At 70.7% G+C, this 25,421-nt stretch carries 22 protein-coding genes and 2 pseudogenes; 13 read left to right on the top strand and 11 right to left on the bottom strand.

All coding sequences use genetic code 11. The annotated features are described in order from the left end of the window. Positions 1–26: 26 nt before the first annotated feature. Positions 27–920 carry a S1 family peptidase gene (locus tag AC07FT_RS04230; protein WP_479173814.1) on the bottom strand — a complete coding sequence of 298 codons (894 nt, stop codon included), beginning with the start codon at positions 918–920 and terminating at the stop codon, positions 27–29. A gap of 333 nt (positions 921–1,253) precedes the next feature. On the opposite strand from AC07FT_RS04230, the gene AC07FT_RS04225 reads away from it, so the two are divergent. Continuing rightward, complete coding sequence (locus AC07FT_RS04225; protein ID WP_479173813.1) at positions 1,254–2,420, top strand: trypsin-like serine peptidase; 1,167 nt, start codon at positions 1,254–1,256, stop codon at positions 2,418–2,420. A 103-nt stretch (positions 2,421–2,523) separates the two neighbouring features. Here the strand turns inward: AC07FT_RS04225 and AC07FT_RS04220 are convergent. The 5 genes and pseudogenes from AC07FT_RS04220 to AC07FT_RS04200 all read right to left on the bottom strand — a co-directional run. Next, positions 2,524–2,832, bottom strand: a pseudogene (locus AC07FT_RS04220) (GNAT family N-acetyltransferase); the annotation flags it as partial. 364 nt (positions 2,833–3,196) lie between these two features. Continuing rightward, on the bottom strand, positions 3,197–4,465 hold the full coding sequence (locus AC07FT_RS04215; RefSeq protein ID WP_479173811.1) for a hypothetical protein: 1,269 nt from the start codon (positions 4,463–4,465) through the stop codon (positions 3,197–3,199). Between the two features lie 123 nt (positions 4,466–4,588). After that, the gene (locus AC07FT_RS04210; RefSeq protein WP_115069554.1) at positions 4,589–4,915 is read right to left on the bottom strand and encodes a helix-turn-helix domain-containing protein; all 327 of its coding nucleotides are present in this window, start codon (positions 4,913–4,915) and stop codon (positions 4,589–4,591) included. Next, the gene (locus AC07FT_RS04205) at positions 4,915–5,532 is read right to left on the bottom strand and encodes a tyrosine-type recombinase/integrase (protein WP_479173809.1); all 618 of its coding nucleotides are present in this window, start codon (positions 5,530–5,532) and stop codon (positions 4,915–4,917) included. The genes AC07FT_RS04210 and AC07FT_RS04205 overlap by 1 nt, the downstream gene beginning before the upstream one ends. Further along, on the bottom strand, positions 5,432–5,986 hold the full coding sequence (locus AC07FT_RS04200) for a hypothetical protein (protein ID WP_479173808.1): 555 nt from the start codon (positions 5,984–5,986) through the stop codon (positions 5,432–5,434). The genes AC07FT_RS04205 and AC07FT_RS04200 overlap by 101 nt, the downstream gene beginning before the upstream one ends. A 403-nt stretch (positions 5,987–6,389) precedes the next feature. On the opposite strand from AC07FT_RS04200, the pseudogene AC07FT_RS04195 reads away from it, so the two are divergent. Continuing rightward, positions 6,390–7,874: pseudogene (locus AC07FT_RS04195) on the top strand (DUF4158 domain-containing protein); the annotation flags it as partial. 274 nt (positions 7,875–8,148) lie between these two features. Here AC07FT_RS04195 and AC07FT_RS04190 read toward each other — a convergent pair. Together AC07FT_RS04190 and AC07FT_RS04185 are read right to left on the bottom strand one after the other, a co-directional pair. Then, positions 8,149–8,385, bottom strand: coding sequence for a hypothetical protein (locus tag AC07FT_RS04190; protein WP_479173806.1), 237 nt, complete (start codon positions 8,383–8,385; stop codon positions 8,149–8,151). A gap of 5 nt (positions 8,386–8,390) precedes the next feature. After that, positions 8,391–8,729: an ArsR/SmtB family transcription factor gene (locus tag AC07FT_RS04185; protein WP_479173804.1), complete on the bottom strand. Its 339-nt coding sequence runs from the start codon at positions 8,727–8,729 to the stop codon at positions 8,391–8,393. A 217-nt stretch (positions 8,730–8,946) separates the two neighbouring features. Here AC07FT_RS04185 and AC07FT_RS04180 point away from each other — a divergent pair, with 217 nt between their 5' ends. Continuing rightward, a complete protein-coding gene (locus tag AC07FT_RS04180) occupies positions 8,947–9,927 on the top strand; it encodes a recombinase family protein (RefSeq protein ID WP_479173802.1) in 981 nt (326 codons plus the stop codon). Between the two features lie 44 nt (positions 9,928–9,971). Here the strand turns inward: AC07FT_RS04180 and AC07FT_RS04175 are convergent, their stop codons facing one another. Then, positions 9,972–10,256 (bottom strand): hypothetical protein, encoded by a 285-nt coding sequence (locus tag AC07FT_RS04175; RefSeq protein ID WP_479173801.1) that lies wholly within the window; start codon positions 10,254–10,256, stop codon positions 9,972–9,974. Positions 10,257–10,320: 64 nt separating this feature from the next. On the opposite strand from AC07FT_RS04175, the gene AC07FT_RS04170 reads away from it, so the two are divergent. Beyond that, the gene (locus AC07FT_RS04170; protein WP_479173800.1) at positions 10,321–11,124 is read left to right on the top strand and encodes an exodeoxyribonuclease III; all 804 of its coding nucleotides are present in this window, start codon (positions 10,321–10,323) and stop codon (positions 11,122–11,124) included. On the opposite strand, the gene AC07FT_RS04165 is transcribed toward AC07FT_RS04170, so the two are convergent. Continuing rightward, positions 11,106–11,888, bottom strand: a complete 783-nt coding sequence (locus AC07FT_RS04165; RefSeq protein ID WP_479173969.1) for a MerR family transcriptional regulator — start codon at positions 11,886–11,888, stop codon at positions 11,106–11,108. The two genes, AC07FT_RS04170 and AC07FT_RS04165, sit on opposite strands and share 19 nt — an antisense overlap. Positions 11,889–12,073: 185 nt before the next feature. Between AC07FT_RS04165 and AC07FT_RS04160 the strand changes: the two genes are divergently transcribed. The 4 genes from AC07FT_RS04160 (at position 12,074) to AC07FT_RS04145 (ending at position 15,874) form a co-directional block, all read left to right on the top strand. Further along, the gene (locus tag AC07FT_RS04160; RefSeq protein WP_479173799.1) at positions 12,074–13,603 is read left to right on the top strand and encodes a flavin-containing monooxygenase; all 1,530 of its coding nucleotides are present in this window, start codon (positions 12,074–12,076) and stop codon (positions 13,601–13,603) included. Then, complete coding sequence (locus AC07FT_RS04155; RefSeq protein ID WP_479173797.1) at positions 13,600–14,559, top strand: alpha/beta fold hydrolase; 960 nt, start codon at positions 13,600–13,602, stop codon at positions 14,557–14,559. The genes AC07FT_RS04160 and AC07FT_RS04155 overlap by 4 nt, the downstream gene beginning before the upstream one ends. Continuing rightward, a complete protein-coding gene (locus tag AC07FT_RS04150) occupies positions 14,556–15,461 on the top strand; it encodes an SDR family oxidoreductase (protein WP_479173796.1) in 906 nt (301 codons plus the stop codon). The genes AC07FT_RS04155 and AC07FT_RS04150 overlap by 4 nt, the downstream gene beginning before the upstream one ends. Before the next feature lie 122 nt (positions 15,462–15,583). Continuing rightward, on the top strand, positions 15,584–15,874 hold the full coding sequence (locus AC07FT_RS04145; RefSeq protein ID WP_479173795.1) for a hypothetical protein: 291 nt from the start codon (positions 15,584–15,586) through the stop codon (positions 15,872–15,874). A gap of 106 nt (positions 15,875–15,980) precedes the next feature. Here AC07FT_RS04145 and AC07FT_RS04140 read toward each other — a convergent pair whose 3' ends face one another. Then, positions 15,981–19,301, bottom strand: a complete 3,321-nt coding sequence (locus tag AC07FT_RS04140) for a S41 family peptidase (protein ID WP_479173794.1) — start codon at positions 19,299–19,301, stop codon at positions 15,981–15,983. A gap of 130 nt (positions 19,302–19,431) precedes the next feature. Between AC07FT_RS04140 and AC07FT_RS04135 the strand changes: the two genes are divergently transcribed. From AC07FT_RS04135 to AC07FT_RS04115, 5 genes are all read left to right on the top strand, one after another. Beyond that, positions 19,432–20,046 carry a TetR/AcrR family transcriptional regulator gene (locus AC07FT_RS04135; RefSeq protein WP_479173792.1) on the top strand — a complete coding sequence of 205 codons (615 nt, stop codon included), beginning with the start codon at positions 19,432–19,434 and terminating at the stop codon, positions 20,044–20,046. Positions 20,047–20,169: 123 nt separating this feature from the next. Then, positions 20,170–22,386: an MMPL family transporter gene (locus AC07FT_RS04130; protein ID WP_479173791.1), complete on the top strand. Its 2,217-nt coding sequence runs from the start codon at positions 20,170–20,172 to the stop codon at positions 22,384–22,386. Positions 22,387–22,558: 172 nt separating this feature from the next. Beyond that, positions 22,559–23,725 carry an energy-coupling factor ABC transporter permease gene (locus tag AC07FT_RS04125; protein ID WP_479173789.1) on the top strand — a complete coding sequence of 389 codons (1,167 nt, stop codon included), beginning with the start codon at positions 22,559–22,561 and terminating at the stop codon, positions 23,723–23,725. A 1-nt stretch (position 23,726) separates the two neighbouring features. Beyond that, positions 23,727–24,491 (top strand): cobalt ECF transporter T component CbiQ, encoded by a 765-nt coding sequence (gene cbiQ / locus AC07FT_RS04120; protein ID WP_471194463.1) that lies wholly within the window; start codon positions 23,727–23,729, stop codon positions 24,489–24,491. Beyond that, on the top strand, positions 24,476–25,285 hold the full coding sequence (locus tag AC07FT_RS04115; protein WP_479173787.1) for an energy-coupling factor ABC transporter ATP-binding protein: 810 nt from the start codon (positions 24,476–24,478) through the stop codon (positions 25,283–25,285). Before cbiQ ends, AC07FT_RS04115 begins: the two co-directional genes overlap by 16 nt. Positions 25,286–25,421: the final 136 nt, after the last annotated feature.

Below are 25,421 nucleotides of genomic sequence, written 5' to 3'. Positions count from 1 at the left end.
AAGAGTTCATGGGATCCCGGCCGATGTCATGCATCGGCCGGGGGAACCGCCACCTGTGCCGTGAGCCATGGGCGGACGGCGGCCACGTCGGTGAAGAAGTTCGGACCGGGCGAACCGCACGGCTTGCCCGCCGTCTCCATGCCGAAGCTGAAGACGCCCGCCACCTCACGCCTGCCGTGCCGCCGGGTCACCAGGGGGCTGCCGCTGTCCCCGGTGCAGGCCACGGCGTGGCCGCGGGCGCACAGGACCGAGGCACCGTCCACCGGGGCCGGGGTGGCCGGGGCGCAGGGGGCGTCCGGCCGGACGCGGTAGGTGCCGCGGCGCAGGACGTCCCCCCGGGTGGAGGGGCTGGTCAGACCGTGGCCGTAGAGGGTTGCGGTGGTGCCGGGCGGCGGTGCCGTGCGGGCCAGGGGGAGTGGGGGGACGCCGCGCACCGGGCGGTCGAGGGTGACCACCGCGATGTCGTACGCCGCACTGGAGGCCGCCGGGTTCCCGGGGTCCTGCGGGGAGGGCAGCAGCCGGTAGCGGGGGTGGGTGTCGACCTTTTCGATCCCCGCCACCCGGCCCGGATCGCCGGAGAGCACCCGCGCGCCGATGTGGTACTCGCCGCTCAGCGGCAGATCCCGGACGGTGACGCAGTGCGCGGCGGTGAGCACCTTGGTGGGGGCGATCAACGTGCCGCCGCACGAGGCGCGTTGTGGCAGGGGGGTGTCGCCCTTGACCGCGAGGGTGGCCATCCAGGGTGCCTCGCGGTCGCGGTGGACCTTCTCGCCGCCCGCGACGGCCTGTGCGCCGCCGGCGGGAGCGAGGGCGGTGGCGGCCGCGGTGAGCAGGGTGCCCAGCGCGATGGCCGTCCGCCGGACGCGGTGGTGGGATCGTCCGTGCGCGGGGTGGGCGTTGTTGTCGTGGTGGTTCGGCATCCGTCCACGGTGGCGTTCCGGATGGCGCCCCACCTCAGGGGCTGACCCTGAACCGGCCCTGGAACGACCCCGAGTCCTGCCCCGGGTCACCGACCGCCCCGGTCGGTGACAGGATCCGGACCGTACCGTTCAGCCGTTCGATGTCATGAAACCGTGCGGAGGGCGTTCGTGTTGTGTGCGGGCCGTGACACAGGTGAGGGTCCCTGGCGGGCGCCCAGGCATAGTAGATGCCTGCTCCCGTCAGTGGACCGTGGCGCGAAACCGCCGCACCACCCGCACGGGACCGCACCACCAGCACAGCACCACACAGCACGACACAGGGGGAAAGGCTTCATGCCACTCATACGACGCTCGGCCGTGGCGGCCGCCGCCGTGACCGCGTTGCTCGCGGTCTCCGCCTCGGCCTGTGGACCGGGTGACGACAACGCCGGTGCCGAGACCAGCGCCCCGGAATCCAGCGGTGAGCAGGAGGGCAAGGACGGGATCAAGCTGCCCGAGGGCGTCCCGACCAGCCTGGAGGACCTGAAGCAGTGGAAGGAGGGCGGCTGGAAGGACTGGGACAACTGGGCGCGCAAGGCATCCGAATTCGCCAATCCCGTCATCCAGAACTTCTGGCAGCCGTCCCGGATGGCGAAGGCCGATGACGCGCCGCACACCGCTTCCGCGCAGGCCACCGGACAGAACGAGGCGGCCACCGACCCCGAGCCGCCGGCCGTCCCGGCCAAGGAGGTCTCGCGGCCGTACCACCAGAACATGGCGCCCGTCGGGAAGGTGTACTTCGACAGCCCCAAGGGGCCCATGGTGTGCTCCGGCACGGTCGTCCGGGACCCGGCCCATCCGGGCAAGTCCAACATGGTGTGGACCGCGGGCCACTGTGTGCACGCCGGCAAGAAGGGCGGCTGGATGCGCAACATCGTGTTCGTGCCGTCCTACAACGACAAGGGGCTCAGCGCGCGCCGGGCGCAGACCGCCGCGCAGCGGGACGTCAGCCCGTACGGGGTGTGGTGGGCGGACTGGTCGCAGACCTCGTCGCAGTGGATCGACACCGGCGGTGAGACCGGCGGGGTCTCCTCCTCCTATGACTTCGCGGTGCTGCACGTGAAGCCGGAGAACGGTGGCGGCACGTCGCTCGAGGAGACGGTCGGGGCCGCGGTGCCGGTGTGGTTCGGGGCGCCCTCGGCGAACGGCGTCAGTTCGATCGGGGCGTACGGCTATCCGGCGGCGCCGCCGTACGACGGGGCGAAGATGTTCAACTGCACCAGCCGTCCGGGCAGGCTGTCGTTCTCGTCCAGCGCGCCGACGATGTACCGGATCGGCTGCTCGATGACCGGCGGCACCTCCGGCGGCGGCTGGTTCGTGAACCGCAAGGGCAAGACGGCGCTGGTGTCCAACAGTTCCATCAGCTCCTACGGGCACACCTGGCTCGCGGGTCCGCATCTGGGCGCCGAGGCGAAGGGTGTGTTCAAGGCCATCAGCGACAAGTACGCAGGGAAGCGCTAGCCCACGGCGCTCCGCACAGATGCCGCACAGATGCCGCGCGGACGCCGCGCGGACGTCGCACGGATCAGGACCCGCTCGGGACGCCCCGGGAGGGTCCTGTCCGTCAGGGGGCGCCGACGGCGCGCGTCCGGCCGGGGTCCCGGTCCGCGTCGCGGCCGTCGACCGTGTCCCCGCCGTCCCCGGCAAGCGCCTTGCCGAAGCAGCGGCTGCCCTCGTCGAAGCGGTAGACCCCGAACTTCGGGACCGGTGTGTACCCCGATGAGGTGTACAGCCCGATGGCCTCCGGCTGCCGGGTGCCGGTCTCCATGATCATTCGCCGTCGGCCCGCCTCGCGGGCGCTGTTCTCCAGGGCGGCCAGCATCAGCCGGGCCAGCCCGCGCCCGCGCGCCGCCCGGACCACGAACACGGCCTTGGGACTGGTAGGCCCACATGTTGAGGGGTCGCGTATTCCAGCTTGGACGGCCGTCGGTGGTCACTCTGGGTGGCGAGGCCCGTGTTCGTGGTCCGTCCTTGGGCGGATAGGTTCCTGTGTTGTGTCCGAGGCACTTCTGGAGGGGTCACCGGTGGACGTTGTCGCGATCATGGAAGCGCTGGCTGAACAGGGCGTAACCGTGCTGTTCAAGGCTGATGCTGAGCGGATGGCAGAGAGGCGGAAGCCTTGGACGTTCGTGGCCAGTGGCGCCCCATTGCGTGACGACATCCTCGTGCGTACCGATGCTGCGTCGGTGGAGCAGTGCCTCGAAGTCTGCCTGCCCCGCCTGCGTGAACTGGGGTTCTCATTTCCCGAGCGCCTTCGCGATGACGGGGGCCGGGGCCTGGAGGACGAGTTGACGGATCGCGGAGGTCCTGCCCCGCTGCGGCGGGACGCCGATTTTCCGCAGGTGGACTTGGAGGCTGACCGGGTTCATCGACTGTCCGGGCTGGCGGCCGGGGAAGAGCCACTGTGAGCTTCTGCTGCTGGCGTAGGGCAGGTGTTGGCAGGACTGGACGTAGGCCCGCATGAGGTCAGCGACGGGCTCCGGAAGCGGGGACGGCGGGTCTCCCAGCCGGACTGTGACGGTGGCCCCGTCGTCGATGATGTCGTCGACAGTGAGGCGGACGATGCGGGTGACGGATTGCGCGTAGAGGAGAACGAGCGCGGCGGCGATCCGGGCCCGCAGAGGCAGCGAGTCGTCGTTGAGGATCCGCCGGAGAATGGCGAGTCGGCGGTGCTGGTGCAGCGGCGCTTCGTCCTGGTTGATGACCTGGGGTGGCAGGGTGAGGCGGGGCATCCGGCTCGTCTTCATGCACCAGCGCAGAAACGTCTGGGCCGGGCGCCGGGTGGCCAGCTTCTCGGTGTGCCAGGCGTCGAGGTCAGCCTGCTGGCAGTGTTCGATGGTGCGGTCTCGGTCGGCGAGCCAGGCGAGGAAGGCGCCGGCCTGGGTGATCTCCTGTTTCGCCTGGCTGATCTGGGAGCGTCCCAGAGGCCCCTTCTCCGCCTTGCTCCGCAGGCGCCGCATCTGGTGCCAGGTGACGAAGTGCTGTAGACGCCGACGGTGTTCGGTGTCTTCGATGACGGCGAGCCGTTCGGTCAGCCAACGCTGATAGAGCATGAGCTGCCGGTCGACGCGTGGCAGGACGCCGCTGTCCATCAGCAGATCACGTAGGTGAGCGACGGTTCGCCAGGGTGCTTCCTGGTGCAGCCCGTCGTGGGTGAGCGGGATCGTGCCGGTGGCCAAGCCCCGGAGGAGCCGGACGACGTTGGGGTTGCGGAGCCAGATGAGTCGGCTCTTGGGCCGGTCCATCTCCAGCAGGGTGGGGACCAGTGGTTGGAGCGGAAGCGCGACGTGCCCGGTGCCGCCGTCGAGGAGGCGGGTGAGAGTGTCGGCGAGGGTGCAGCGTTCGCAGAGACGCCCGCCGAGTAGGAGCCCTTCGAAGGCGCAACGGTCGCAGAAGAAGTCGCGGGTGATGCCCGAGCAGTCGCGGCAGATCGGATCGCCAGCGATGTCGCGGCCGGGTAGTAGCCGGTCGGCTCGGCAGTAGGGGCAGAAGCCCCGGACGCGCATTGCGCGGTCGTAGCAGGTCCGGCAAATCGGGCCGTCTGACCACTCCGCCGACTTCGCCGCCCGACGGCCGCAGCGTGCGCAGTTCCGGACATGCCACCGCTCGTACTCTTCCGGCGTCATCGCTCAGCCCTCGGGAGTCAGCCGGACCCGCGTGGGTCGTCGGGCAGCGAGGTTGATCGGTGCCTCCTCGCCAGCGGCGCGACGGGCTGGGAGGTTCTGGGCCGATGTGGCGATCAGATCGGCGGGCGTGCAGTCGAGGATGTCGCAGAGGGTGGCCAGCACCGGCAGGGAGAGCCGTTCCGGGGTGCCGGAGACCAGGCGGTGGACCTGGGAGGAGGACAGCGTGATGCCGCGTTCGGTCAGGTGCGGCATGAGCTCGGCGACGGTGAACATGCCGCGGGCGGCCATCAGCTCGCGCAGGCGCCACCGGTAGCTGATCTGGCGTGGCATCAGGAAGTCCTTCCCGGCCGCAGAGCGGCCTCGACGGTGGCGTCCAGGACGCGACGGAGAGAGCGTGTGCGGAAGTCGGAGGAGACGCAGGTGTAGATCGCGGTGGTGGAGGCGTGGTCATGACCGACCTGCTGCTGGACGAACAGCGGGTCGTGGCCGTCCTCAATCAGGTGGGTGATGTACGACCTGCGCAGCGAGTGAAACTCCAGGGCGGGATCCAGGCCGACAGCATCCCGGTAGGCGGCGAAGCGGGAGTCCAGCCGCTGGACCCCGACCCGCGGGCCGCGCTCGGACGGCCAAAGGGCTCGGCCGGTCGAATGCCGCATCCCGGGCCGGACCTCGCTGATCCACTCCTCGATCGTGCCGGGCGTCCAGTGCCAGACGGTCAGAACGCTGCGGCGCTTGGGCGGAGACCCCCTCTTGGCCTTGCCGTAGCGGACCAGCAGGGTGCCGAACTCACCGAACTCCCGGCCCTCCGGATTTCGACCGAAGTCGGTGAGATCCAGCATCCGGGTCTCATTGCGTCGCAGCCCGTAGGCGTACGCGACCTTGAACAAGGCGGCGTCCCGGAAGGCCGGCAGCCAGCCCTTGCGGCCCTTGCCGCGAACGCGCAGCACCCCCCACGGCGTGATCGAAGACCTGCTCCAGCTCGGGCTTGGTGAACGCCCGTCGTTCCGGCTCGCCCTCGGCTTCGTCGGCGTGCGTTGCAGCATTCCAGTCGTAGACCACTTGGACTGGGTGAGTACCGAAGTACCGCAGGCACTCGTCGCTCCAGCCGTAGGCCGGGTTGGTCAGGAAGTCGCAGAACTGGCGCACGGAGCCCTGGTAGTTGCGCAGGGTGGAGCGGACGCAGCCGTGCACGGCCCGAAGATCGGCCGACCATTCGTCCACGTGCTGCGGCGTCCACTGCCACGGCATCACATCGGCGTGCCGGGTGAAGGCCCGGACCGTGCGTTCTTGGTCATTGACGTACCCCAGCGAGAGATTCCGGGCGAGCTGCTGGTTACGCCAGCCCTTGATCATCGCCTCGAAGACCTGCTCGTCCGGCCGCAGCAACGGCAGGCCATCCACCAAGTGCAGCCGAGCAGAACCTGGAACGAGACCGTCCCCACCCATCCGCCATCACCCTCCGTCCATCGCATCTGACGCGAGAATTTCGCATCAGATGCGACCCGGGGGCGTCTTCGCAGTTCAATCGCTCGATGGAGTGAGACCTCCAGCTGTCCACCGAGGAGACCGCTACCGTGGTTCCGAGGTCAGTGTCCCTGGTGAGACCAGGTCCATGCGCTCCATGGCCAATCTCCAGGACGGGTGTCACCTATTCGCATCCGATGCAATTGGCGTCGGTAGGAACAGCGGTACAGCGGTTAACGCTAAGCCGGTGATCATGGACTTCTAGCACAGCCGATCGGTCTGGCGCCGGGGTTCGGCGGAAGATCGTTGAGTGGCGGCGGGCGTCGTTAGCGTCAGGTCCATGCCAGTGGAGTTTCTGACTGATGAGCAGGCGGCTTCGTACGGGAAGTTCAACGAGGAGCCGACCCGGCCGGAGCTGGAGCGGTTCTTCTTCCTCGACGACGAGGACCGCAAGCTGGTCGCGAAGCGGCGGGGTGATCACAACCGGCTCGGGTTCGCTCTCCAGATGTGCACCGTGCGCTATATCGGCCGGTTCCTCCCGGACGACCCGCTGGATGTTCCGTGGGCGGTGGTGGAGTACCTCGGGGAACAGCTCGGCATCGAGGACGTCAGCTGCGTGAAGCAGTACACCGAGCGTAAGCCGACGGCGTACGAGCACGCGTGGGAGATCCGGGACGCGTACGAGTATCACGAGTACGACGATGCCCAGTGGGGGCGGAAGTTCCGTACGTTCCTGCACGGCCGGGCGTGGACGCACGCGGAGGGGCCGGTGGCGCTGTTCAACCAGGCGGTGGGCTGGCTGCGCCGTCACCGGGTGCTGCTGCCGGGGGTGTCGGTGCTGGCCCGGAAGGTGTCGGAGGTCCGGGTGGTCGCGGAGAAGCGGCTGCACACCACGGTCGCCAGAGCCACGCACCGGGCGGACGCGGCGCTGCCCGGGGACCTGGTGGCCACGCTGGCGGTGCGGGAGGGCGCCCGGTTCTCGGAGCTGGAACGGCTGCGTCGCCCGCCGACGCGGACGACCGGGACGGCGTTCGCCCGGTCGCTGGAGCGGGTCGATGAGATTGGCGCGTTCGGTCTGGGCCGGGTGCGGCTCTCGCAGGTCCCGCCGAACCGGCTGGCGGCGCTGGCTCGGTACGGGTTGGGGTCGAAGGCGGCGAGCCTGGAGCGGGCCGAGGAGCCCAAGCGCACGGCGATGCTCACCGCGGTGATGCGGCACCTGGAGGCGAAGGCCATCGACGAGGCTCTGGACCTGTTCCAGGTGCTGATGGCGACCCGGCTGCTCAGCACCGCGAGGCGGGCGACGGAGAAGGAGCGCCTGTCGACGCTGCCGCAGTTGGAGAAGGCGTCGAGGACGCTCGCGCGGGCGGCGAAGGTGCTGTTCGAGGAACTGGAGCTGGTGGAGACGCACGGTGCCGACCTGGACGCGGCGGCGCTGTGGGCGGCGGTCGAGGAGGTCGCTCCGCGGGAGACGGTGATGACCGCAGCCGCCCTCGTGGCGTCGCTGGTGCCCGAGGACGAGGACTCCGCCGACGTCGCGATGCGAGCGGCGCTGACCACCCGCTACAACACGGTGCGCCCGTTCCTGGCGCTGCTGGGCGAGTCGAAGGCGCTGGCGGCGTCGACCGGCGGTGCGCGGGTGCTCGCCGGGGTGAAGCGGCTGCCCGCGCTGGCGCGGCGGCGGGTGAAGGACAAGCCGCTGCTGCCGCGCGAGGTGGACGAGAAGCTGGTGCCGCCAGCGTGGCGCAAGGCGGTCTACGCGAACGCCGAGTTGCCGCAGGGGGCGGTGGACCGGGATGCGTACGTGGTGTGCGTGCTGGAGCAGCTCCCAGCTCCGCGCCGAGGGCCACGAGATCCGGGACGAGGACATCGCCCGGCTCTCCCCGCTCAAGCACGCGAACCTCAACGAGCTCGGCCGCTACAGCTTCACCGCCTCCACACCGGCCGCCGGCGCCCTGCGCCCGCTGCGCGACCCGGACGCGGTTGCACTCGACGACGAGGACGGCTCGGACAACTGACCATCGGTGGGTTCGACAAGACGTGAAGGCGCCGTCCCCGCTGAGGCGGTGGACGGCGTCGGTTGGCGTCGGGTAGAGGGGTGTTCAGTCCACATCCTTGAGGACGTGCTCGATCTTGGCCATCCGTGCATCCAGGTTGGCCAGATCGCGCTGCATGGCTTCCTGGGTTGCGACTGCCCGCTCCGCGATCGTGCGGAAACTGGTATCCCTGGCCAGCTCTGCCTTCGAGCGTTGCTTGACCGCTATCAGCCAGATCGTGGCCACCAGCACGGCGCCGACAACGAGGAAGAGGACTATCTCTTCGATGAGCCAATCGGACATTTGTTTCAGGTCCCCTTCTTTGTGGATTCGGCGCTGTCCGTCAGCGACTCGGATGCGGCCGCCAGTGTTTGCGGCGTGAGGCACAGTGCGAACGGCACTACTTCGTAGAACTTCATCGCCTTGCCGTCGTCTGACACTTCGATGCGGTCAGAGACCAGCCCAACCGTCTGCAGCCGCTTGAGGTGCACTTGGAGCAGTGCCCTGCTGATGCCCAGGTCTCGGGCCAGTTGGCTGACATAGGTAGGGCCCGTCGCCAGAGCAGCGAGTACACGCATCCGATGTGGACTGGCGAGGGTTGCCAAGACTTTCACCAGGCCGTCGCCCGTCAGATCAGCAGTTTCCATAGAACTCCTAGGCACATGCAAGTAATTATTTGCACGTGCCCAGGAGTTGTCAACTTCGGCGCCTCACAAACGTTCATCTGTGAGAGTTCTGCGAGAGCCCCCGCGCTGATCACGTTTTCGCAGGTCGCCGTTCGCAAAAGTCCTCTCGAAACCCGCATGTTGTGCGAGGCACTTCTGAGAGTCTTTCCGAATGGATCTCACGCCCGATCGGGCCGCATTGGCGGTAGAACGTCACGACTGCCCGAACTGTGCCGCGCCCGCCGGCTCCGCCTGCCGCACCCGCGGCGGGAAGACCGCCGCGAAGTACCACACCCCCCGCTTCGTCCTCGTCCCCGCGCTCCGCGAGGAACTCGAAGTCCTCATCCCCGCCGACCGCCACCCCGGCCGCGCGTGGCAGCAGGGCCCGGCGCTCGCCGTCGTGCCCGCGCCCCGCACCGAGCGCCCGGTCCGCATCGGGTACGCCAGGACCTCGACCGCGCGGCAGGAGCTGGCGAGCCAGCTCGAAGCCCTCCACCGGGCCGAGTGCCGCAAGGTCTTCCAGGAGCAGATCAGCACCCGGGTGAAGATCCGGCCCGAGCTGGAGAAGGCGCTCGCCCTGGCCCACCAGTTCAAGGAGGCCGCCCCCGAGACTTCGGTCATCCTCACCGTCCACGAGCTCAAGCGCCTTGCCAGGAACGCGGCCGAGCTGATGACGCTGTCCGCCGAACTCCAGGCCGGCGGCATCCAGCTCGAACTCCTCACCGGCCCCCTCACCGGCATCTACGACCCCAACGGCATGGGCGCCATGTTCTTCGCCGTCCTCGCCGTCGCCGGGCAGATCGAGCGCAACTACATCCGGGAGAAGACCCTTGAAGGCCAGGTCATCGCCGCAGCCAAGGGTAACCACGGCGGACGCCCGAAGGTCATCGACGACGACATGCTCACCTTCGCCGTCGCGCTCAAGGACAAGGGCATCCCCGTCCCCGAGATCGCGAAGAAGCTGACCATCAAGACCGGGAAGAACGCGGGCAAGTCCCCGTCGGTCGCCTCGCTCTACCGGGCCCTCGCGGAAGCCGAGGAAGCCACGGCCGACGCCAGCCTGCCACCGCGGCCCAAGCCCGTCCGCGTCCGCCGGCCCGCAGAGCCGCTCACCGCCGAGGAGATCGCCCTGCGCGAACGGCTCCAGGCCCAGCCCCATCCGAACGCCGAGCTGCGGTAGATCCGCTCCCGACCTGCACCGAACCCATGATCATCGGCTTAGCGTTAACCGCTGTACCGCTGTTCCCCGAGGCCGGAGCATCCGCTTGACCTCGGCGCGCCGTCCGCGTAGCCCTCCTCGCCGCTGTCCCGGCCGCGCCAGCCTCCGCTGGCCAGCGGGGTGCCGTCCGGGTCATAGGCGATGAGATAGATCCCGTGCGGCGGGTCGAACTGGGCGGCGTCCACCGGGGTCGTGTCCCCCTCGCCGTAGCGCTCCGCGTACTCGGCCTGCACCTCGCGGTCGAGCGCGACGGCATCGGGGTGGCCGTACCCCACGGTCCGGATATACATGCGGAGGATCGTACGTCTATGCGGCCGTGGCGGCCATGGGGTTTTTCTGTCGTATCGTGCCGTGGTGCTCACCGTGACGACCGTGAATGTGAACGGGCTGCGCGCCGCGGCCAAGAAGGGCTTCATGCCCTGGCTCGACGGCACCGCGGCCGATGTGGTCTGCCTCCAGGAGGTCCGCGCCGAACCCCATGAGCTGCCCGAATCCGTACGGGAGCCCGACGGCTGGCATGTGGTGCACGCCCCGGCGGCGGCCAAGGGCCGGGCGGGGGTCTCGGTGTACGCGCGGCGCGAGCCGGAGGCGGTGCGCGTCGGGTTCGGGTCCGCCGAGTTCGACGGCAGCGGCCGCTATGTCGAGGTCGATCTGCCGGGCGTCACGGTCGGCAGCCTCTATCTGCCCTCGGGCGAGGTCGGTACCGAGCGGCAGGACGAGAAGACGCGCTTCATGGCCGAGTTCCTGCCGTATCTGAAGGAGCTGCGGGGGCGGGCGGCGGCCGGTGGCCGGGAGGCGCTGGTGTGCGGCGACTGGAACATCGCCCACCAGGAGGCCGACCTGAAGAACTGGAAGGCCAACCGGAAGAAGTCGGGCTTCCTGCCCGAGGAGCGTGCCTGGCTGTCCCGGGTGCTGGACGAGGCGGAGTACGCCGATGTGGTCCGCGCGCTGCACCCGGAGGCCGCGGGTCCGTACTCCTGGTGGTCCTACCGGGGCCGGGCGTTCGACAACGACGCCGGCTGGCGGATCGACTACCAGCTCGCGACGGCCGGGCTGGCCGGGCGTGCGCTGAAGGCCGTCGTGGAGCGCGCCGCCGCGTACGACCAGCGGTGGAGTGACCACGCGCCGGTGACCGTGACCTACGGCTCCGCCCGCTGACCGGCGGCTCCGGTCCCGCCCCTGGCGTCGTCACCGGCGCGTTCGCGCAGCCACGCCTCGACCCCCTCCCGCATCCGGCGGTCCATGGCCATCGACAGCTCCGCGTCCACCACGGCCTTGGCCAGCGGCCGCAGCCGCTCCACCGTCTCGCTGATCCGGGCGGTGTGCTCCGCTGTGTGCTCCGCGTCCGGCCCCGGGCAGTCCGCCGCCTCGGCCATGACGTCGGCCAGGACGTGGGTGCGCAGCAGTTCGGTGAAGGTCCCGGCGATCGCGTCCACATGGACGCGCAGTTCGCGTCCGGCGGCGAGTACGGCGGCCAGCGGTACGCCCCGTTCGACGAGGGTGTGCGAGGCATCCAGCAGCCGTCTGCTGACGTGCACGATCTCATCGCCGTCGACCCGGAGGTAGCCGATGTCGAGGGAGGTGCTCAGGTTCTCCGGGGTGACCTCGCCCTCGAAGTAGTCGGCGAGCGCCTCGGGGGTGAGCCGGACCGGGGTCTCCTCGGACCACGACGGCATGCCGTCCAGCCCGAGCAGTTCGCCCACGTCCCGGCGGCCGCTCTCGAAGGCGGCTATCAACTCCGCGATCCCGCCCAGGGTGTGACCGCGCTCCAGCAGGGCCCCGATCGTGCGCAGCCGGGCCAGGTGGTGCTCGCCGTACCAGCCGATACGGCCTTCCCGGCGGGGTGGCGGAATGAGCTTGCGTTCCCGGTAGAAGCGCAGGGTGCGCACGGTGATACCGGCCTTGTCGGCCAGCTCGCCCATCCGGTACTCGGCCACCTCGTCCGCTCCGCTCGTCGCCACAGGGGCAGCCTATGCGGCCGCCGTTGAAATGCGACCGTGGGTAACTTCGTTGTCCACAGCCCCTACCGCTCGATATCTCCCTGCCTTACGCTCCCATCGTGCCAGTGATTGCTGGCGCGGTTTCGAACGTTGCGGGAGGCGGCGGCATGGCTGGGCTGACGCGTGAGCACGTACGGGTGGCGGTGATCGGATCCGGGTTCGGCGGGCTGGGGGCGGCCGTCCGGCTGCGCCGCGCGGGCATCACCGACTTCGTGATCCTGGAGCGGGCGGACGCCGTAGGCGGGACCTGGCGCGACAACAGCTATCCGGGCTGCGCCTGTGACGTTCCGTCCCATCTGTACTCCTTCTCCTTCGCGCCCAATCCGGACTGGCCGCGCAACTTCTCCGGGCAGCCGCATATCCGCGCCTATCTGGAGCGCGTCACCGACACCTTCGGACTGCGCCCGCATCTGCGCTTCGGCGCCGAGGTGCGGTCCCTGCGCTGGGACACCGCCGCGCTGCACTGGGAGGTCGAGACCGTCCGCGGCACCCTGACCGCCGATGTGGTGGTCAGCGCCACCGGACCGCTGTCCGATCCGCAGATCCCGGACATCCCCGGCCTCGATGGCTTCCCCGGCAAGGTCTTCCACTCCGCCCGCTGGGACCACGGCTTCTCGCTGCGCGGCAAGCGGGTCGCGATGATCGGCACCGGTGCCTCGGCCATCCAGATCGTCCCCGCCATCCAGGAGGAGGTGGGCAGGCTCACCCTCTTCCAGCGCACCCCGCCCTGGGTACTGCCCCGGATGGACCGCCGGATCAGCGGAGTCGAGCGCTGGCTGCACGGCAAGGTCCCGGCCACCCGCGCACTGCGCCGCGGAGTGCTGTGGGGGCTGCGTGAGCTCCAGGTCGGCGCCTTCACCAAGCGGCCGAACGAGCTCGGGCTGATCGAGCGGATGGCCGCCGCGCATATGAGGCGCGCGGTCAAGGACCCGCGGCTGCGGACCGTGCTGACCCCCGACTACCGCATCGGCTGCAAGCGCATCCTGCTCTCCAACGAGTACTACCCGGCACTGACCCGGCCGCATGTGGATGTGGTCGCCTCCGGGCTGAAGGAGGTGCGCGGCTCCACCCTGGTGGCCGCCGATGGCACCGAGACCGAGGCCGACGCGATCATCTTCGGCACCGGCTTCCACGTCACCGACGTGCCCATCGCCCAGCGGGTGACCGGAGCGGGCGGCACCACGCTCGCGGAGGAGTGGAAGGGCGGAATGGAGGCGCTGCGCGGCAGCACCTCCGCCGGATTCCCGAACTTCCTGACCATCATCGGGCCCAACACCGGGCTCGGGAACAGCTCGATGATCCTGATGATCGAGGCCCAGCTGAACTACATGGCCGACTTCATACGGCAGTTGGATGTCCTGGGCGGCAAGGTCGCGCTGGACGCCAAGCCGTCCGCCGTGCGCGCCTACAACGACATGGTCCAGCGGCGGATGGAGCGCACCGTCTGGAACTCCGGCGGCTGTGACAGCTGGTATCTGGACAACGGGCGCAACACCACCCTGTGGCCCGGCACGACCAGTGAGTTCAAGAAGGTCACCCGCCGGGTGGACCTCTCCGAGTACACGGTGGTGCGTCCCCCCGCCGTGCCCGCCAAGGCCACCGTCTCCACCGCCGACGCGGGGCGGGGAGCGCGGTGAGGCGGTCCGCGGCCCTCGTCACGGGCCCGTACGCCCCGCTCGTCCCGGCCCGTGAGCTGACCGTGGTCTCGGCGGACGGCAGCCGTCTCCACGCCGAGGTGCACGGTCCGGAGGATGCCCCCGCCGTGGTCCTCGCCCATGGCTGGACCTGCTCCACCGCCTTCTGGGCGCCGGTGCTGCACCAACTCGCCGCCGACCACCGGGTGGTGGTGTACGACCAGCGCGGCCACGGCCGCAGCCCGGCCCCAGGCCCCGGTGGTTACAGTCACCGCGCGCTCGCCGACGACCTGGTGGCCGTGCTCGACCAGGCGCTGCCGCGGGGCCGCCGGGCCGTGGTGGCGGGTCATTCGCTGGGCGGGATGACGCTGATGGCCGCCGCCGGACGTTCCCAGCTGCACGAGCGCGCCGCCGCACTGCTGCTGTGCAGCACCGGGGCCGCGCGGCTGGTGGAGCGGGCGCGGGTGGTGCCGCTGCGCGCCGGGCGGCTGCGCACCCGGGTGCAGCGTGCGGTGCTGGGCTCGCGCGCCCCGCTCGGCCCGGTCACCCCGCTCGGCAAGCGGGTGCTGCGGTACGTGACCATGGGGCGCGGCGCGGAGCCCGCGATGGTGGAGGCGTGCGCCCGGATCGTGCACGCCTGTCCCCGCACCGTGCGCGCCGAATGGGCCCATGTGCTCGCCGAACTGGACCTCGACGCGCGGATCGCCGGGCTCACCATGCCCACGGCCGTGATCGTCGGCACCGCCGACCGGCTCACCCCGCCCGAGCACGCCCATGCGCTGGTCGCCGGGCTGCCGCGGTGCGTGGGCCTCACCGAGCTGCCGGGGCTCGGCCATATGACCCCGGTCGAGGACCCGGCGGCGGTCAGCGGTGTGATCCGCGGCCTTGTGGCCGCCCATGGACTGCCGGTTGAACCGGCTGCGGAAGCAGTCACCGACGCGGAGGAGCAGACGACATGAGTGCGCGCAGGAGCCTGGACGGCAAGGTCGCGGTGGTGACGGGTGCGGCGCGGGGCGTCGGTGAACTGCTCGCCCGCAAGCTGTCCGCGCGGGGTGCCCGGGTGGCGCTGGTGGGCCTGGAGCCGGATGAGCTGAAGGCGGTGTCGGAGCGGCTGATGACCGAGTCCGAGCACTGGTGCGCCGATGTCACCGACGCGGAGGCGATGGCGCAGGTCGCGCGGGAGGTCGTGGAGCGCTTCGGCTCGGTGGACATCGTGTGCGCCAACGCCGGTGTGGCGCAGGGTGGTCCGTTCCTGGACACGGACGAGACGTCCTGGCGGCGGGTGATCGAGGTCAATCTGCTGGGCAGCGCCACCACCGCGCGCGCCTTCCTGCCCGCCCTGATCGCCAGCCGTGGCTATCTGCTCCAGATCGCCTCGCTCGCCGCGATCACCCCGGCGCCGATGATGACGGCATACTGCGCGTCCAAGTCGGGTGTCGAGGCGTTCGCCCACTGTCTGCGGGCCGAGGTCGCCCACCGCGGGGTGCGGGTCGGCGTCGGCTATCTCAGCTGGACCGACACCGATATGGTGCGCGGCGCCGACCAGGACGAGGTGATGCGGGAGCTGCGGCAGCGGCTGCCCTGGCCCGCGAACCGCACCTATCCGCTCGGCCCGGCGGTGGACCGGCTGGTGGCCGGGATCGAGCGCCGCTCGGCGCATGTGTACGCGCAGTGGTGGCTGCGCGGGACGCAGTCGGTGCGCGGCTATCTGCCCGCGATCATCGGGATGGTGGGCGGACGTGAGATGCGCCGGGCCGCACCGCGGCTCGCGGCCACCCGGGCGGAGCGCGGCGGTCTGGTGGGGCAGGGCGGCGCGGCCGATGAACAGGCCCGTACGGCAGCCACGCAGAGTCACCGGTGACGCTCTGTGCCCCGCGCTGACCTGGGCTTTCCTGATGATCCAGGAACCGAAATGCGGAGTGTGTCGCTGCGTGTAACTCTTGTCGGGCCCGACCCCCTTTCACCCGATGAGGAGTGACACTCATGGGCACGATGGACGAGTTCAACGAGAAGGCTCAGCAGGGCAAGCGCCAAGCGCAGGGCGAGCGCGGCCGCCAGCAGCAGCGCGGCCAGAAGGCCGGTGAGCGCGTGGAGTCCGGTGAGCGCATGGAAGAACGTGCCCGTCAGGACATGGGTGCCATCCCGCAGGACCGGCCGCGCAGCCGGCCCCAGGACCGTGAACGGGCCCAGCGCACCGGCCAGGAGCAGCGCCGTCAGCAGGGCGAGGGCCGGGGCAAGGAGACGCGCGAGCAGGAGCCCTTCGAGGAGATGTGATCTCCCGTGGCTGACGCCGGGCGCCGCCCGGCGTCAGCCACGAGGGCACGGTCAAGGGGCGCGCTCCAGCTCCGGGCGCGCCCCTTCGCCGTGCCCGGAGCCGGGCTCAGTTCCCGTTGCGCGGCGGGAGTTCGGGGCGCCGCAGATCCGGGACGTCCGCGTAGCCGGGCGGGCTCGCCGCCGGATGGCGCTCCAGCAGTTCCAGCGCCGTACGGACCGCCACCCCGAGCTGCGGATGGCGTCCCTCGGCCCAGTCCACCGGGGAGCGCGGCGCCTCGATGTCCGGCTCCACCCCGTGGTTCTCCACGCCCCAGCCGTAGGCGTCGAACCAGGCGGCGTTCATCGGCACGGTGATCGCCGTACCGTCGCCCAGCAGATGACGGCCGGTCATCCCGACCACCCCGCCCCAGGTGCGCAGCCCCACCACCGGGCCGATGCCCTGCACCTTGATCGCCGCGGCGATCATGTCCCCGTCGGAGGAGGTCATCTCGTCGGCGACGGCGACGACCGGCCCGCGCGGCGCGTTGCTGGTGTACGACACGGGCTGGGCGTTGCGGGTGAGGTCCCAGCCCATCACCGTGCGGGTGAGCTTCTCGACCACCAGCTCGCTGATGTTGCCGCCCGCGTTGCCCCGGACGTCCACGATCAGGGCGGGCAGCGACATCTCCCGGCGCACATCCCGGTTGAACTGGGCCCAGCCGGAGCCGCCCATATCGGGGATGTGCAGATAGCCGCACCGTCCGTCGCTCAACTCCCGCACCACCGCCCGGCGTTTGGCCACCCAGTCCTGGTAGCGCAGCGGCCGGTCGTCGATCAGCGGGACCACGGCGACCCGGCGCGGCGGCCCGTCCCCCTCGGACGGGGCGAAGGTGAGCTCCACCGTGGTGCCGCCCGCGGCGGTCAGCAGCGGATAGGGCCCGGACAGCGGGTCCACCGGGCGCCCGTCGACATGGGTGAGGGTGGCGCCCTCCCGGATGCCCGCCCCCGCCAGCGGCGATCGCGCCCGGGAGTCGGAGGACTCCCCGGGCAGGATGCGGGAGACGATCCAGGCGCCGTCCTTGGTGCGGGCGAAGTTGGCGCCCAGCAGCCCGATGGGGCGCTGGTAGTGGGCCGGGCCCTCGTTGCGGCGCGCGGGGCTGACATAGGCGTGGGAGGTGCCCAGTTCGCCCATCACCTCGCGCAGCAGATCGGCGAACTCATCGGGGGAGGCAACCCGTTCGACCAGCGGCCGGTACTGGTCGAGCACCCCGCCCCAGTCGATACCGCACATATCCGGTTCCCAGAAGTAGGCCCGGGTGATCCGGCCCGCCTCCTCATAGGCCTGCCGCCACTCGGCGGCCGGATCGACGGTGTGCTGGATCCGGCGCATGTCGATGTGGACGGTGGAGTCGCCGTCGCCGGACTCGGTGGCGGGCACCGCCCGCAGATCGCCCTCGTCGTTGACCACCAGCCGGGAGCCGTCGCCGCTGACCGCGAACCAGTCCAGTTCGGCGCTGAGTTCACTGCGCTTGGCCTTCGCCAGGTCGAAGTGTTCCAGGGTGGGACGGGCGGAGGTGTCGGCCGGGTTGGCGAAGGTCTCGCCGAGCGCGCCGGAGATCGGCCAGCGCAGCCACACCAGTCCGCCGCCGCTGACCGGATAGAGCGAGGAGTACTTGGAGGCGGGCACCGGGAAGACGGTGACCCGGCTGGGCAGCCCCTCCACCTCGACCGTGACGGTGCCGTCGCCTTCGGCCGCGCCGTCGTCCGGGTCCAGCCCGCCCGCCGCCGGCCGCCCCTCGGGGGACAGCGCGAAGGGGGAGGGGGTCGCGGAGGACAGCGGCACCAGATAGGGGCGGCAGCCCAGGGGGAAGGAGAGATCGCCGGTGTGCACGTCGTAGACGGGGTCGAAACCGCGCCAGGAGAGGAAGGCGAGATAGCGGCCGTCGCTGGTGAAGACCGGCTCCTCGTCCTCGAACCGGCCGTTGGTCACATCCACCGTCGTCCGGTCCGACAGCCGGGCGATCTTGATCGAGCGCAGTGAACGCCCGATGCCCGGGTGGGACCAGGCCAGCCAGGCGGAGTCGGGCGAGAAGGCGAGATCGCCCACCGGGCCGTTGAGCGACCGCACCAGCTCGGTGACCTCGCCGTTTCCGTCGGGGGAGGTGTCCACCAGCAGCAGCCGCCCGTCATGGGAGGCCACCGCCAGCAGATCCCCGTCCGGGGCGGGCTCCACCTCGTGCACCCGGCCCAGCTTCCCGGCGGCCAGCCGCCGCGGTTCGCCCGCCTCGGTGGCCCGCGGCAGGTAGCCGATCTCGATCGCGTCCTCGCCCTCGGCGTCCGTCACATACGCCACCCGGCCCGTGGCGCCCAGGACCGAGGGGAGCCGGACCCGGACCCCGGGGGTGTCGGCGAGGGTACGGGCGGGGCCGTCGCGGTGGGTCAGCCAGTACAGGCTGCCGCGTACGCACACCGCGCTGGCCCGGCCGGTGGTGTCCACCGCCAGTGAGTCGACGTGCGAGGCGGCCGGGATCTGGTAGGGCCGCCGCCCGGTGCGCGGTCCGCCCAGCCGTACGGCCAGCCGGCGCGGTACGGACTCCGGGGCCAGGTCGTCCACCAGCCACAGGTCGCCCGCGCACTGGTAGACCACGCGGGAGCCGTCGGTCGAGGCGTGCCGGGCGTAGAAGTCCGCGTGGTCGGTGTGGCGGCGCAGATCGGAGCCGTCGGGCAGACAGGAGTAGAGGTTGCCGATGCCCTCGTGGTCGGAGAGGAAGGCGATCCGGTCGCCGACGAACATCACCGAGTCCAGATGGCCGCCGATGTCGGGCAGCAGCCGGGTGCCGTGCAGCCACAGCCGTCCGGTGGCACCGCCCCGGTAGCGCTTCCAGGAGGCGGGTTCATGCGGCGGTTTGCCGGTGAGCAGGAGGGTGCGGTGCTCACCGTCCCGGTCGGCCACGGCGATGTCGGACACCGGCCCCCACGGCAGCCGTCCCCCGGGGCCGCCGTCGGTGGCCAGGCCGTAGGCCCAGGAGAAGTAGGAGAAGGGCTGGCCGTGGGAGGAGACGGCGAGGATCTGGGAGCGGCCGTCGGCGTCGGGGGGCGTCCAGCCGCAGACCCGGGCATCCGTACTGCCCCAGTAGGTCAGCCGGCGGGTCGGCCCGCCGTCCACCGGGACGAGATGGATCTCGGGATCCAGGCTGCGCCAGGTGGTGAAGGCGATCTGCGAGCCGTCCGGGGAGAACCGGGGATGGCCCACCCGGGTACGGTCCGCGGTCAGCCGCCAGGCACGCCCCGGGGCCTCTCCCGGGGCGGCCAGCGGCGCCACCCACAGATCGTCTTCGGCGGAGAAGCAGATCAACTCGCCGTGGAGATGCGGGAATCGCAGATAGGCGGAGGCATGATCGCTGCCGGGGCGCGGTGGTTCGCGGTGTGCGTCGCTCACTCCACCCATGTTTTCGGGCCCGGCGACCGGGAGCAACTCGGTTCTGTGACGGACACCACCAGCGAAACGGCTCGGTTTCGCTAGTGAGGGGCTTATGCTGGTCGAGTACGAAACCGTTTCGTTCGGAGGGAGGCGCCCCATGCAGGCGACGGACCAGCAGACAGAAGACCAGCCCACCGCCCGGGTGCGCCGCAGTCGGTTGTCCCCCGAGCGTGAGCGCGAGCTCTGCGAAGCCGTGGTCGACATGCTCCAGGAGGTCGGGTACGACGCCCTGACGATGGACGCCGTCGCGGCCCGCACCCACTCCAGCAAGGCCACGCTCTACCGCCAGTGGAAGAGCAAGCCGCAGCTGGTCGCCACCGCCCTGCGATGTACCAAGCCGATTCTGCTCGAGGACATCGACACCGGATCGCTGCGCGGCGACCTCCATGAGATCGTCAGGTGCTCCGAGCCCGCCCGGGAGCGGGACGCGGCGCTGATGAGAGGGCTCGCCCAGGCCGTTCATCAGAACGAGGACCTCCAGGAGGCCCTGCGCGAATTGTTGATCTACCCCGAGCTCGAGGCACTCAACGCCCTGCTGGGACGTGCCGTCGACCGGGGGGAGATCGCCGCCGAATCGCCCGCCCTGCGCTACATCCCGCACATCGTGTGCGGCGCCTATGTCGCCCGCCCGTTCATCGAGGCGAAAGAGCCTGATCTCGAGTACCTCGAGGACTTCATCGATGCCGTGATCCTCCCCGCTCTCGGCGCCTGACCTCCCCACACTCCCCGAACTTCCCCACATAACCCCATAGTCGCCAGCCGGCGCGCCGCTCTCGTCGCCGACTGGTCATCCCCACCTGTTCGTGTCATCTATTCGACGGGAGCATCTCTTCTCGTGGCCACGTTCCTCTATAAACTCGGTCGCTTCGCCTTCCGGCGACGCGGTTTGGTCTCCCTGATATGGGTGGCGTTGCTGGTGGTCGCCGGTGTCGGCGCGGCCACCGCCTCTCCGCCCGCCAATGAAAACTTCTCCGTCCCGGGTACGGAGGCGCAGAAGGCGTTCGACCTGCTGGAGGAGCGCTTCCCGGGCAGCAGCGCCGATGGCGCCACGGCCCGTGTGGTCTTCCACGCGCCGGACGGCGAGAAGATGACCGACCCGGCGAACAAGAAGGCCGTCAAGAAGGTCATCGCCGAGCTCAAGTCCAGCTCCGACCAGGTCGCTTCGGTCGCCGACCCCTATGTCTCGAAGGGGGTCAGCAAGGACGGCTCCACGGCGTACATCCTGACCACCTACAAGGTCAACTCCATGGAGCTGGAGGACAAGACGCGGGACGCGCTGGAGGACACCGGCGAACACGCCCGTGACTCCGGGATGACCGTGGAGATCGGCGGTGACGCGCTCCAGGAGATGCCCGAGACCGGCGCCACCGAGGTGATCGGTATCGCGGTCTCCGCCGTGGTCCTCGCCATCACCTTCGGCTCGCTGATCGCGGCCGGAATGCCGCTGCTGACCGCGCTGATCGGTGTCGGTATCGGTATCTCCTCGATCACCGCGCTGGCCTCCACCCTCGGACTCTCCAGCACCACGTCGACGCTGGCGATGATGATCGGCCTCGCGGTCGGTATCGACTACGCGCTGTTCATCGTCTCCCGCTACCGGGCGGAGCTGGCCGAGGGACGGGACCACGAGGAAGCGGCCGGACGGGCCGTGGGCACCGCGGGCTCCGCGGTGGTCTTCGCCGGGCTCACGGTGGTCATCGCCCTGGTCGGTCTCGCCGTGGTCAACATCCCGATGCTGTCCAAGATGGGCTTCGCCGCCGCGGGCACCGTGGTGATCGCCGTCCTGATCGCGATCAGCCTCATCCCGGCGCTGCTCGGGTTCGCCGGCAAGCGGATCGTCAGCCGCAAGGCCCGCAAGGCGGCCGAGGCGGGCGCTGACACGGGCGAGAAGAAGGAGAACGCCGGTACCCGCTGGGCCCGGTTCGTGCTGCGCCGCCCGGTGATGGTGCTGGTGGTGGCCGTCCTCGGCCTGGGTGTCGCCGCCGCCCCGGTGGCGAGCCTGGAGCTCGGCCTGCCCGACGACGGTTCGCAGCCGACCAGCACCACCAAGCGCAAGGCGTACGACATGGTGTCCGAGGGCTTCGGCCCCGGGTTCAACGGGCCGTTGATGATCACCGTCGACACCAAGAACAGCGACGACGCCAAGGGCGCCGCCAACCAGGTCCGCAAGACCATCGCGGGCATCGACGGTGTCGCCGGGGTCAGCCCGGCCACCTTCAACAAGGCCGGTGACACCGCCATGCTGTCGGTGGTGGCCAAGTACAAGCCCAGCAGCATCGACACCGAGCACGTGGTCGCCGACATCCGCGACGAGGCGGATTCGATCAAGTCCGACACCGGCGCCGACATGCTGGTCACCGGGCAGACCGCGATGAACATCGACATCTCGAAGAAGCTCAATGACGCACTGGTGCCGTATCTGGCACTGGTGGTGGGTCTGGCCTTCCTCCTGCTGATGGTCGTCTTCCGGTCCGTCCTGGTCCCGCTCAAGGCGGCGCTCGGCTTCCTGCTCTCCGTGGTCGCGGCGCTCGGCGCGGTCGTGGCGGTCTTCCAGTGGGGCTGGCTGGCGGGTCTGCTCAATGTGGAGGAGACCGGCCCGATCATGAGCATGATGCCGATCTTCATGATCGGTGTGGTGTTCGGTCTCGCGATGGACTACGAGGTCTTCCTCGTGACCCGGATGCGAGAGGCGTTCGTCCACGGCGAGCGTCCCGGCCAGGCCATCGTCACCGGCTTCCGGCACGGTGCCCGGGTGGTCACCGCCGCCGCGGTCATCATGATCAGCGTCTTCTCCGGGTTCATCGGCTCCACCGACTCGATGGTGAAGATGATCGGCTTCGGTCTCGCCATCGCGGTCCTCTTCGACGCGTTCATCGTCCGCATGGCCATCGTCCCGGCGGTGCTCGCCCTGCTCGGCAAGTCCGCGTGGTGGCTGCCGCGCTGGCTGGACAAGGCGCTGCCGAACGTGGACGTGGAGGGTGAGCAGCTGCAGAAGCAGCTCGGCACCGGCACCACGTCACCGGAGAAGGACGCGGAGCTGACCCGCGTCTGATCCACGCCTGATCCACGGGTGTCCATGGGGGCGCCCACGGCGCCGATGGCGGCCTTCCCACACAAGGAAGGCCGCCATCGGCGTTTTTTGCGATGTCTCCGCTCTTGCGAACCATTCGCAGACAGGCGCTACCATCGAGCCGAAACGCGCAGCTCAGGAGTGGAGCCCCCGGATGCATGTCCCCGACGGATTCATCAACGCCCCGGTGTCCGCGGCGACCGGTGTGGTCGCCGCTGCCGCCGTCGCGGTCAGTCTCCGCGGTGCCCGCCGGGAGCTGCTGGACACGGCGGGCGGGCCCGCCGGCGACGCCGGTACGGGCGGCGGGGAGCGCACCGCGCCCCTGGCGGGCCTGGTCGCCGCCTTCATCTTCGCCGTGCAGATGCTGAACTTCCCGGTGGCCGCCGGGACCAGCGGACATCTGCTGGGCGGAGCGCTGGCGGCGATACTCGTCGGCCCCTGCACGGGGGTGCTCTGCGTCTCCGTGGTCCTGCTGATGCAGGGGGTGCTGTTCGCCGACGGCGGCCTCACCGCGCTCGGTGTGAACATCACGGACATGGCGGTGGTCGCCACGGTCGTGGCCTACGCGATCTTCCGCGGGCTGCTGAAGCTGGCCCCGGGCCGCCGCCGCACCGTCACCGTCGCCTCCTTCGTGGCGGCGCTCGTCTCCGTCCCGGCCGCGGCGGCCGCCTTCACCGGGCTCTACGCGCTGGGCGGCACCACCGACGTCCCCATCGGCAAGGTCTTCACGGCCATGTTCGGGGTGCACGTACTGATCGGCATCGGCGAGGCGGCGATCACCGCCCTGACCGTCGGCGCGGTCATGGCCGTCCGCCCGGACCTGGTCCACGGCGCCCGCGGAGTGGCCGCCCGCCCCCTGGAGCTGCGCAACACCGGTCCGGTGGCCACCCCCGGCGCGCCCGCCGCGGCCCCCGCCGCCGCGCGGACGGCGGACGAGCCCGGGGCCGCGGCGGCGCCGGAGCCCGCGGCCGGCACCGCCCCGGCCCCGGCCGCCGCCACCCCGCGCCGCTCCGCGCGCCGGGTCTGGCTGGCCGGTCTGGCCGCCGCCCTGCTCTGCGCGGGTGTGGTCAGCTTCTACGCCTCCGCCAGCCCGGACGGGCTGGAGAAGGTCGCCGCCGACAAGGGCATCGACAAGAAGACCGAGGACCACGCCACCAAGGACTCCCCGCTCGCCGACTACGGCGTGAAGGACATCACCGACACCCGGCTGTCCGGCGGTCTCGCCGGGGTCATCGGTGTCGGCGCCACCCTCGCCGTGGGGACCGGGGTCTTCGTGGTGGTGCGCAGGCGCAGGTCGGCCGAGCCCGCCGAGACGTCCTGACATGGGCGCGGGCCACGCCCACCAGCTCTACCGGGAGGGCCGCTCTCCCGTGCACACGCTGGCCCCGCACTGCAAGATCGCCGCGGTGTTCTGCTTCGTCGTGGTGGTGGTCTCCACCCCGCGCGAGGCGGTCTGGGCCTTCGGGGCGTACGCGCTGCTGCTGGCGGGAGTGGCGGCGGTGGCCCGGATCCCGGCGGGCTTCCTGCTGCGGCGGCTGCTGATCGAGATCCCGTTCGTGGCCTTCGCCCTGCTGATGCCGTTCGTCGCGGAGGGCGAGCGGACCACGGTGCTGGGGATGTCGCTCAGCCAGTCCGGGCTGTGGAGCGCCTGGAACATCCTGGCCAAGGGCACCCTGGGCGTCGCCGCCTCGGTGCTGCTGGCGTCCACGACCGAACTGCGTTCTCTGCTGCTCGGGCTCCAGCGGCTGCGGATGCCCCCGCTGATGGTGCAGATCGCCTCGTTCATGATCCGCTACGGGGACGTGATCACCGACGAGATGCGCCGGATGCGGATCGCCCGCCGCTCACGCGGTTTCGAGGCGCGGGGGATCCAGCACTGGGGGGTGCTCGCGAAATCGGCCGGTGCGCTGTTCATCCGCTCCTACGAGCGGGGCGAGCGGGTCCATCTGGCGATGGTCAGCCGCGGTTACACGGGCACCATGCCGGTGATCGACGAGGTGACGGCGTCCCGGGCCCAGTGGACGTACGCCGCCGCACTCCCGCTGACCGCGCTGGCGGTCTGCCTGACCGGATGGATGCTCACGTGACCGCAGCCGAGACCCCGAAGACACCGGCCACCGGGCCCGAGGCGCCGCCCTCGCTCCAGGTGTCCGGTCTCGCCTACGCCTATCCCGACGGCCACCAGGCCCTCTTCGGAGTGGACCTCACCGTCGCCCGCGGGGAGCGGGTGGCCCTGCTCGGTCCCAACGGGGCGGGCAAGACCACCCTGGTGCTGCACCTCAACGGGATCCTGAACGCGGGCGCGGGGACGGTCACCGTCGCCGGACTGCCGGTGGCCAAGCGGAACCTGCCGGAGATCCGCCGCCGGGTGGGGATCGTCTTCCAGGACCCCGACGACCAGCTGTTCATGCCGACCGTGCGGGAGGACGTGGCGTTCGGCCCGGCCGCGGCCGGGCTGCGCGGCGCGGAGTTGGAGGAGCGGGTGCGCACCGCGCTGGAGCGGGTCGGGATGGCGGACTTCGCCGACCGGCCGCCGCACCACCTCTCCTTCGGCCAGCGGCGGCGGGTCGCCGTCGCCACGGTGCTCGCGATGGAGCCGGAGATCCTCGTCCTGGACGAGCCGTCGTCCAACCTCGACCCGGCCTCGCGCCGTGAACTGGCCGACATCCTGCGCTCGCTGGACGTCACGGTGCTGATGGTCACCCACGACCTGCCGTACGCGCTGGAGCTGTGCCCGCGCTCCGTGGTGCTCTCCGGCGGGGTGATCACCGCCGACGGCACCACCCAGCGGCTGCTGTGCGACGAGGAGCTGATGCGCGCCCACCGGCTGGAGCTGCCGTTCGGCTTCGACCCCGGCTCGGTGACGGTCCCCGGCGGGTGAGCGGATCCGGCGGCTGAGCGGACTCCTGCCGCGGGCCGTCCGGTGGTGTCCGCGGAAGGGGGCCCGGTCCGGACCTGCGCCGGGGTCCGTTGCACCATAAGGGGGGCACAGCGGAAGACACAGCGCACTCGGTCGG

Source organism: Streptomyces sp. NPDC045899 (assembly GCF_056431485.1).
Note: the sequence above shows the minus strand (reverse complement) of the source record. Positions and strands in the feature narration are given on the sequence as shown.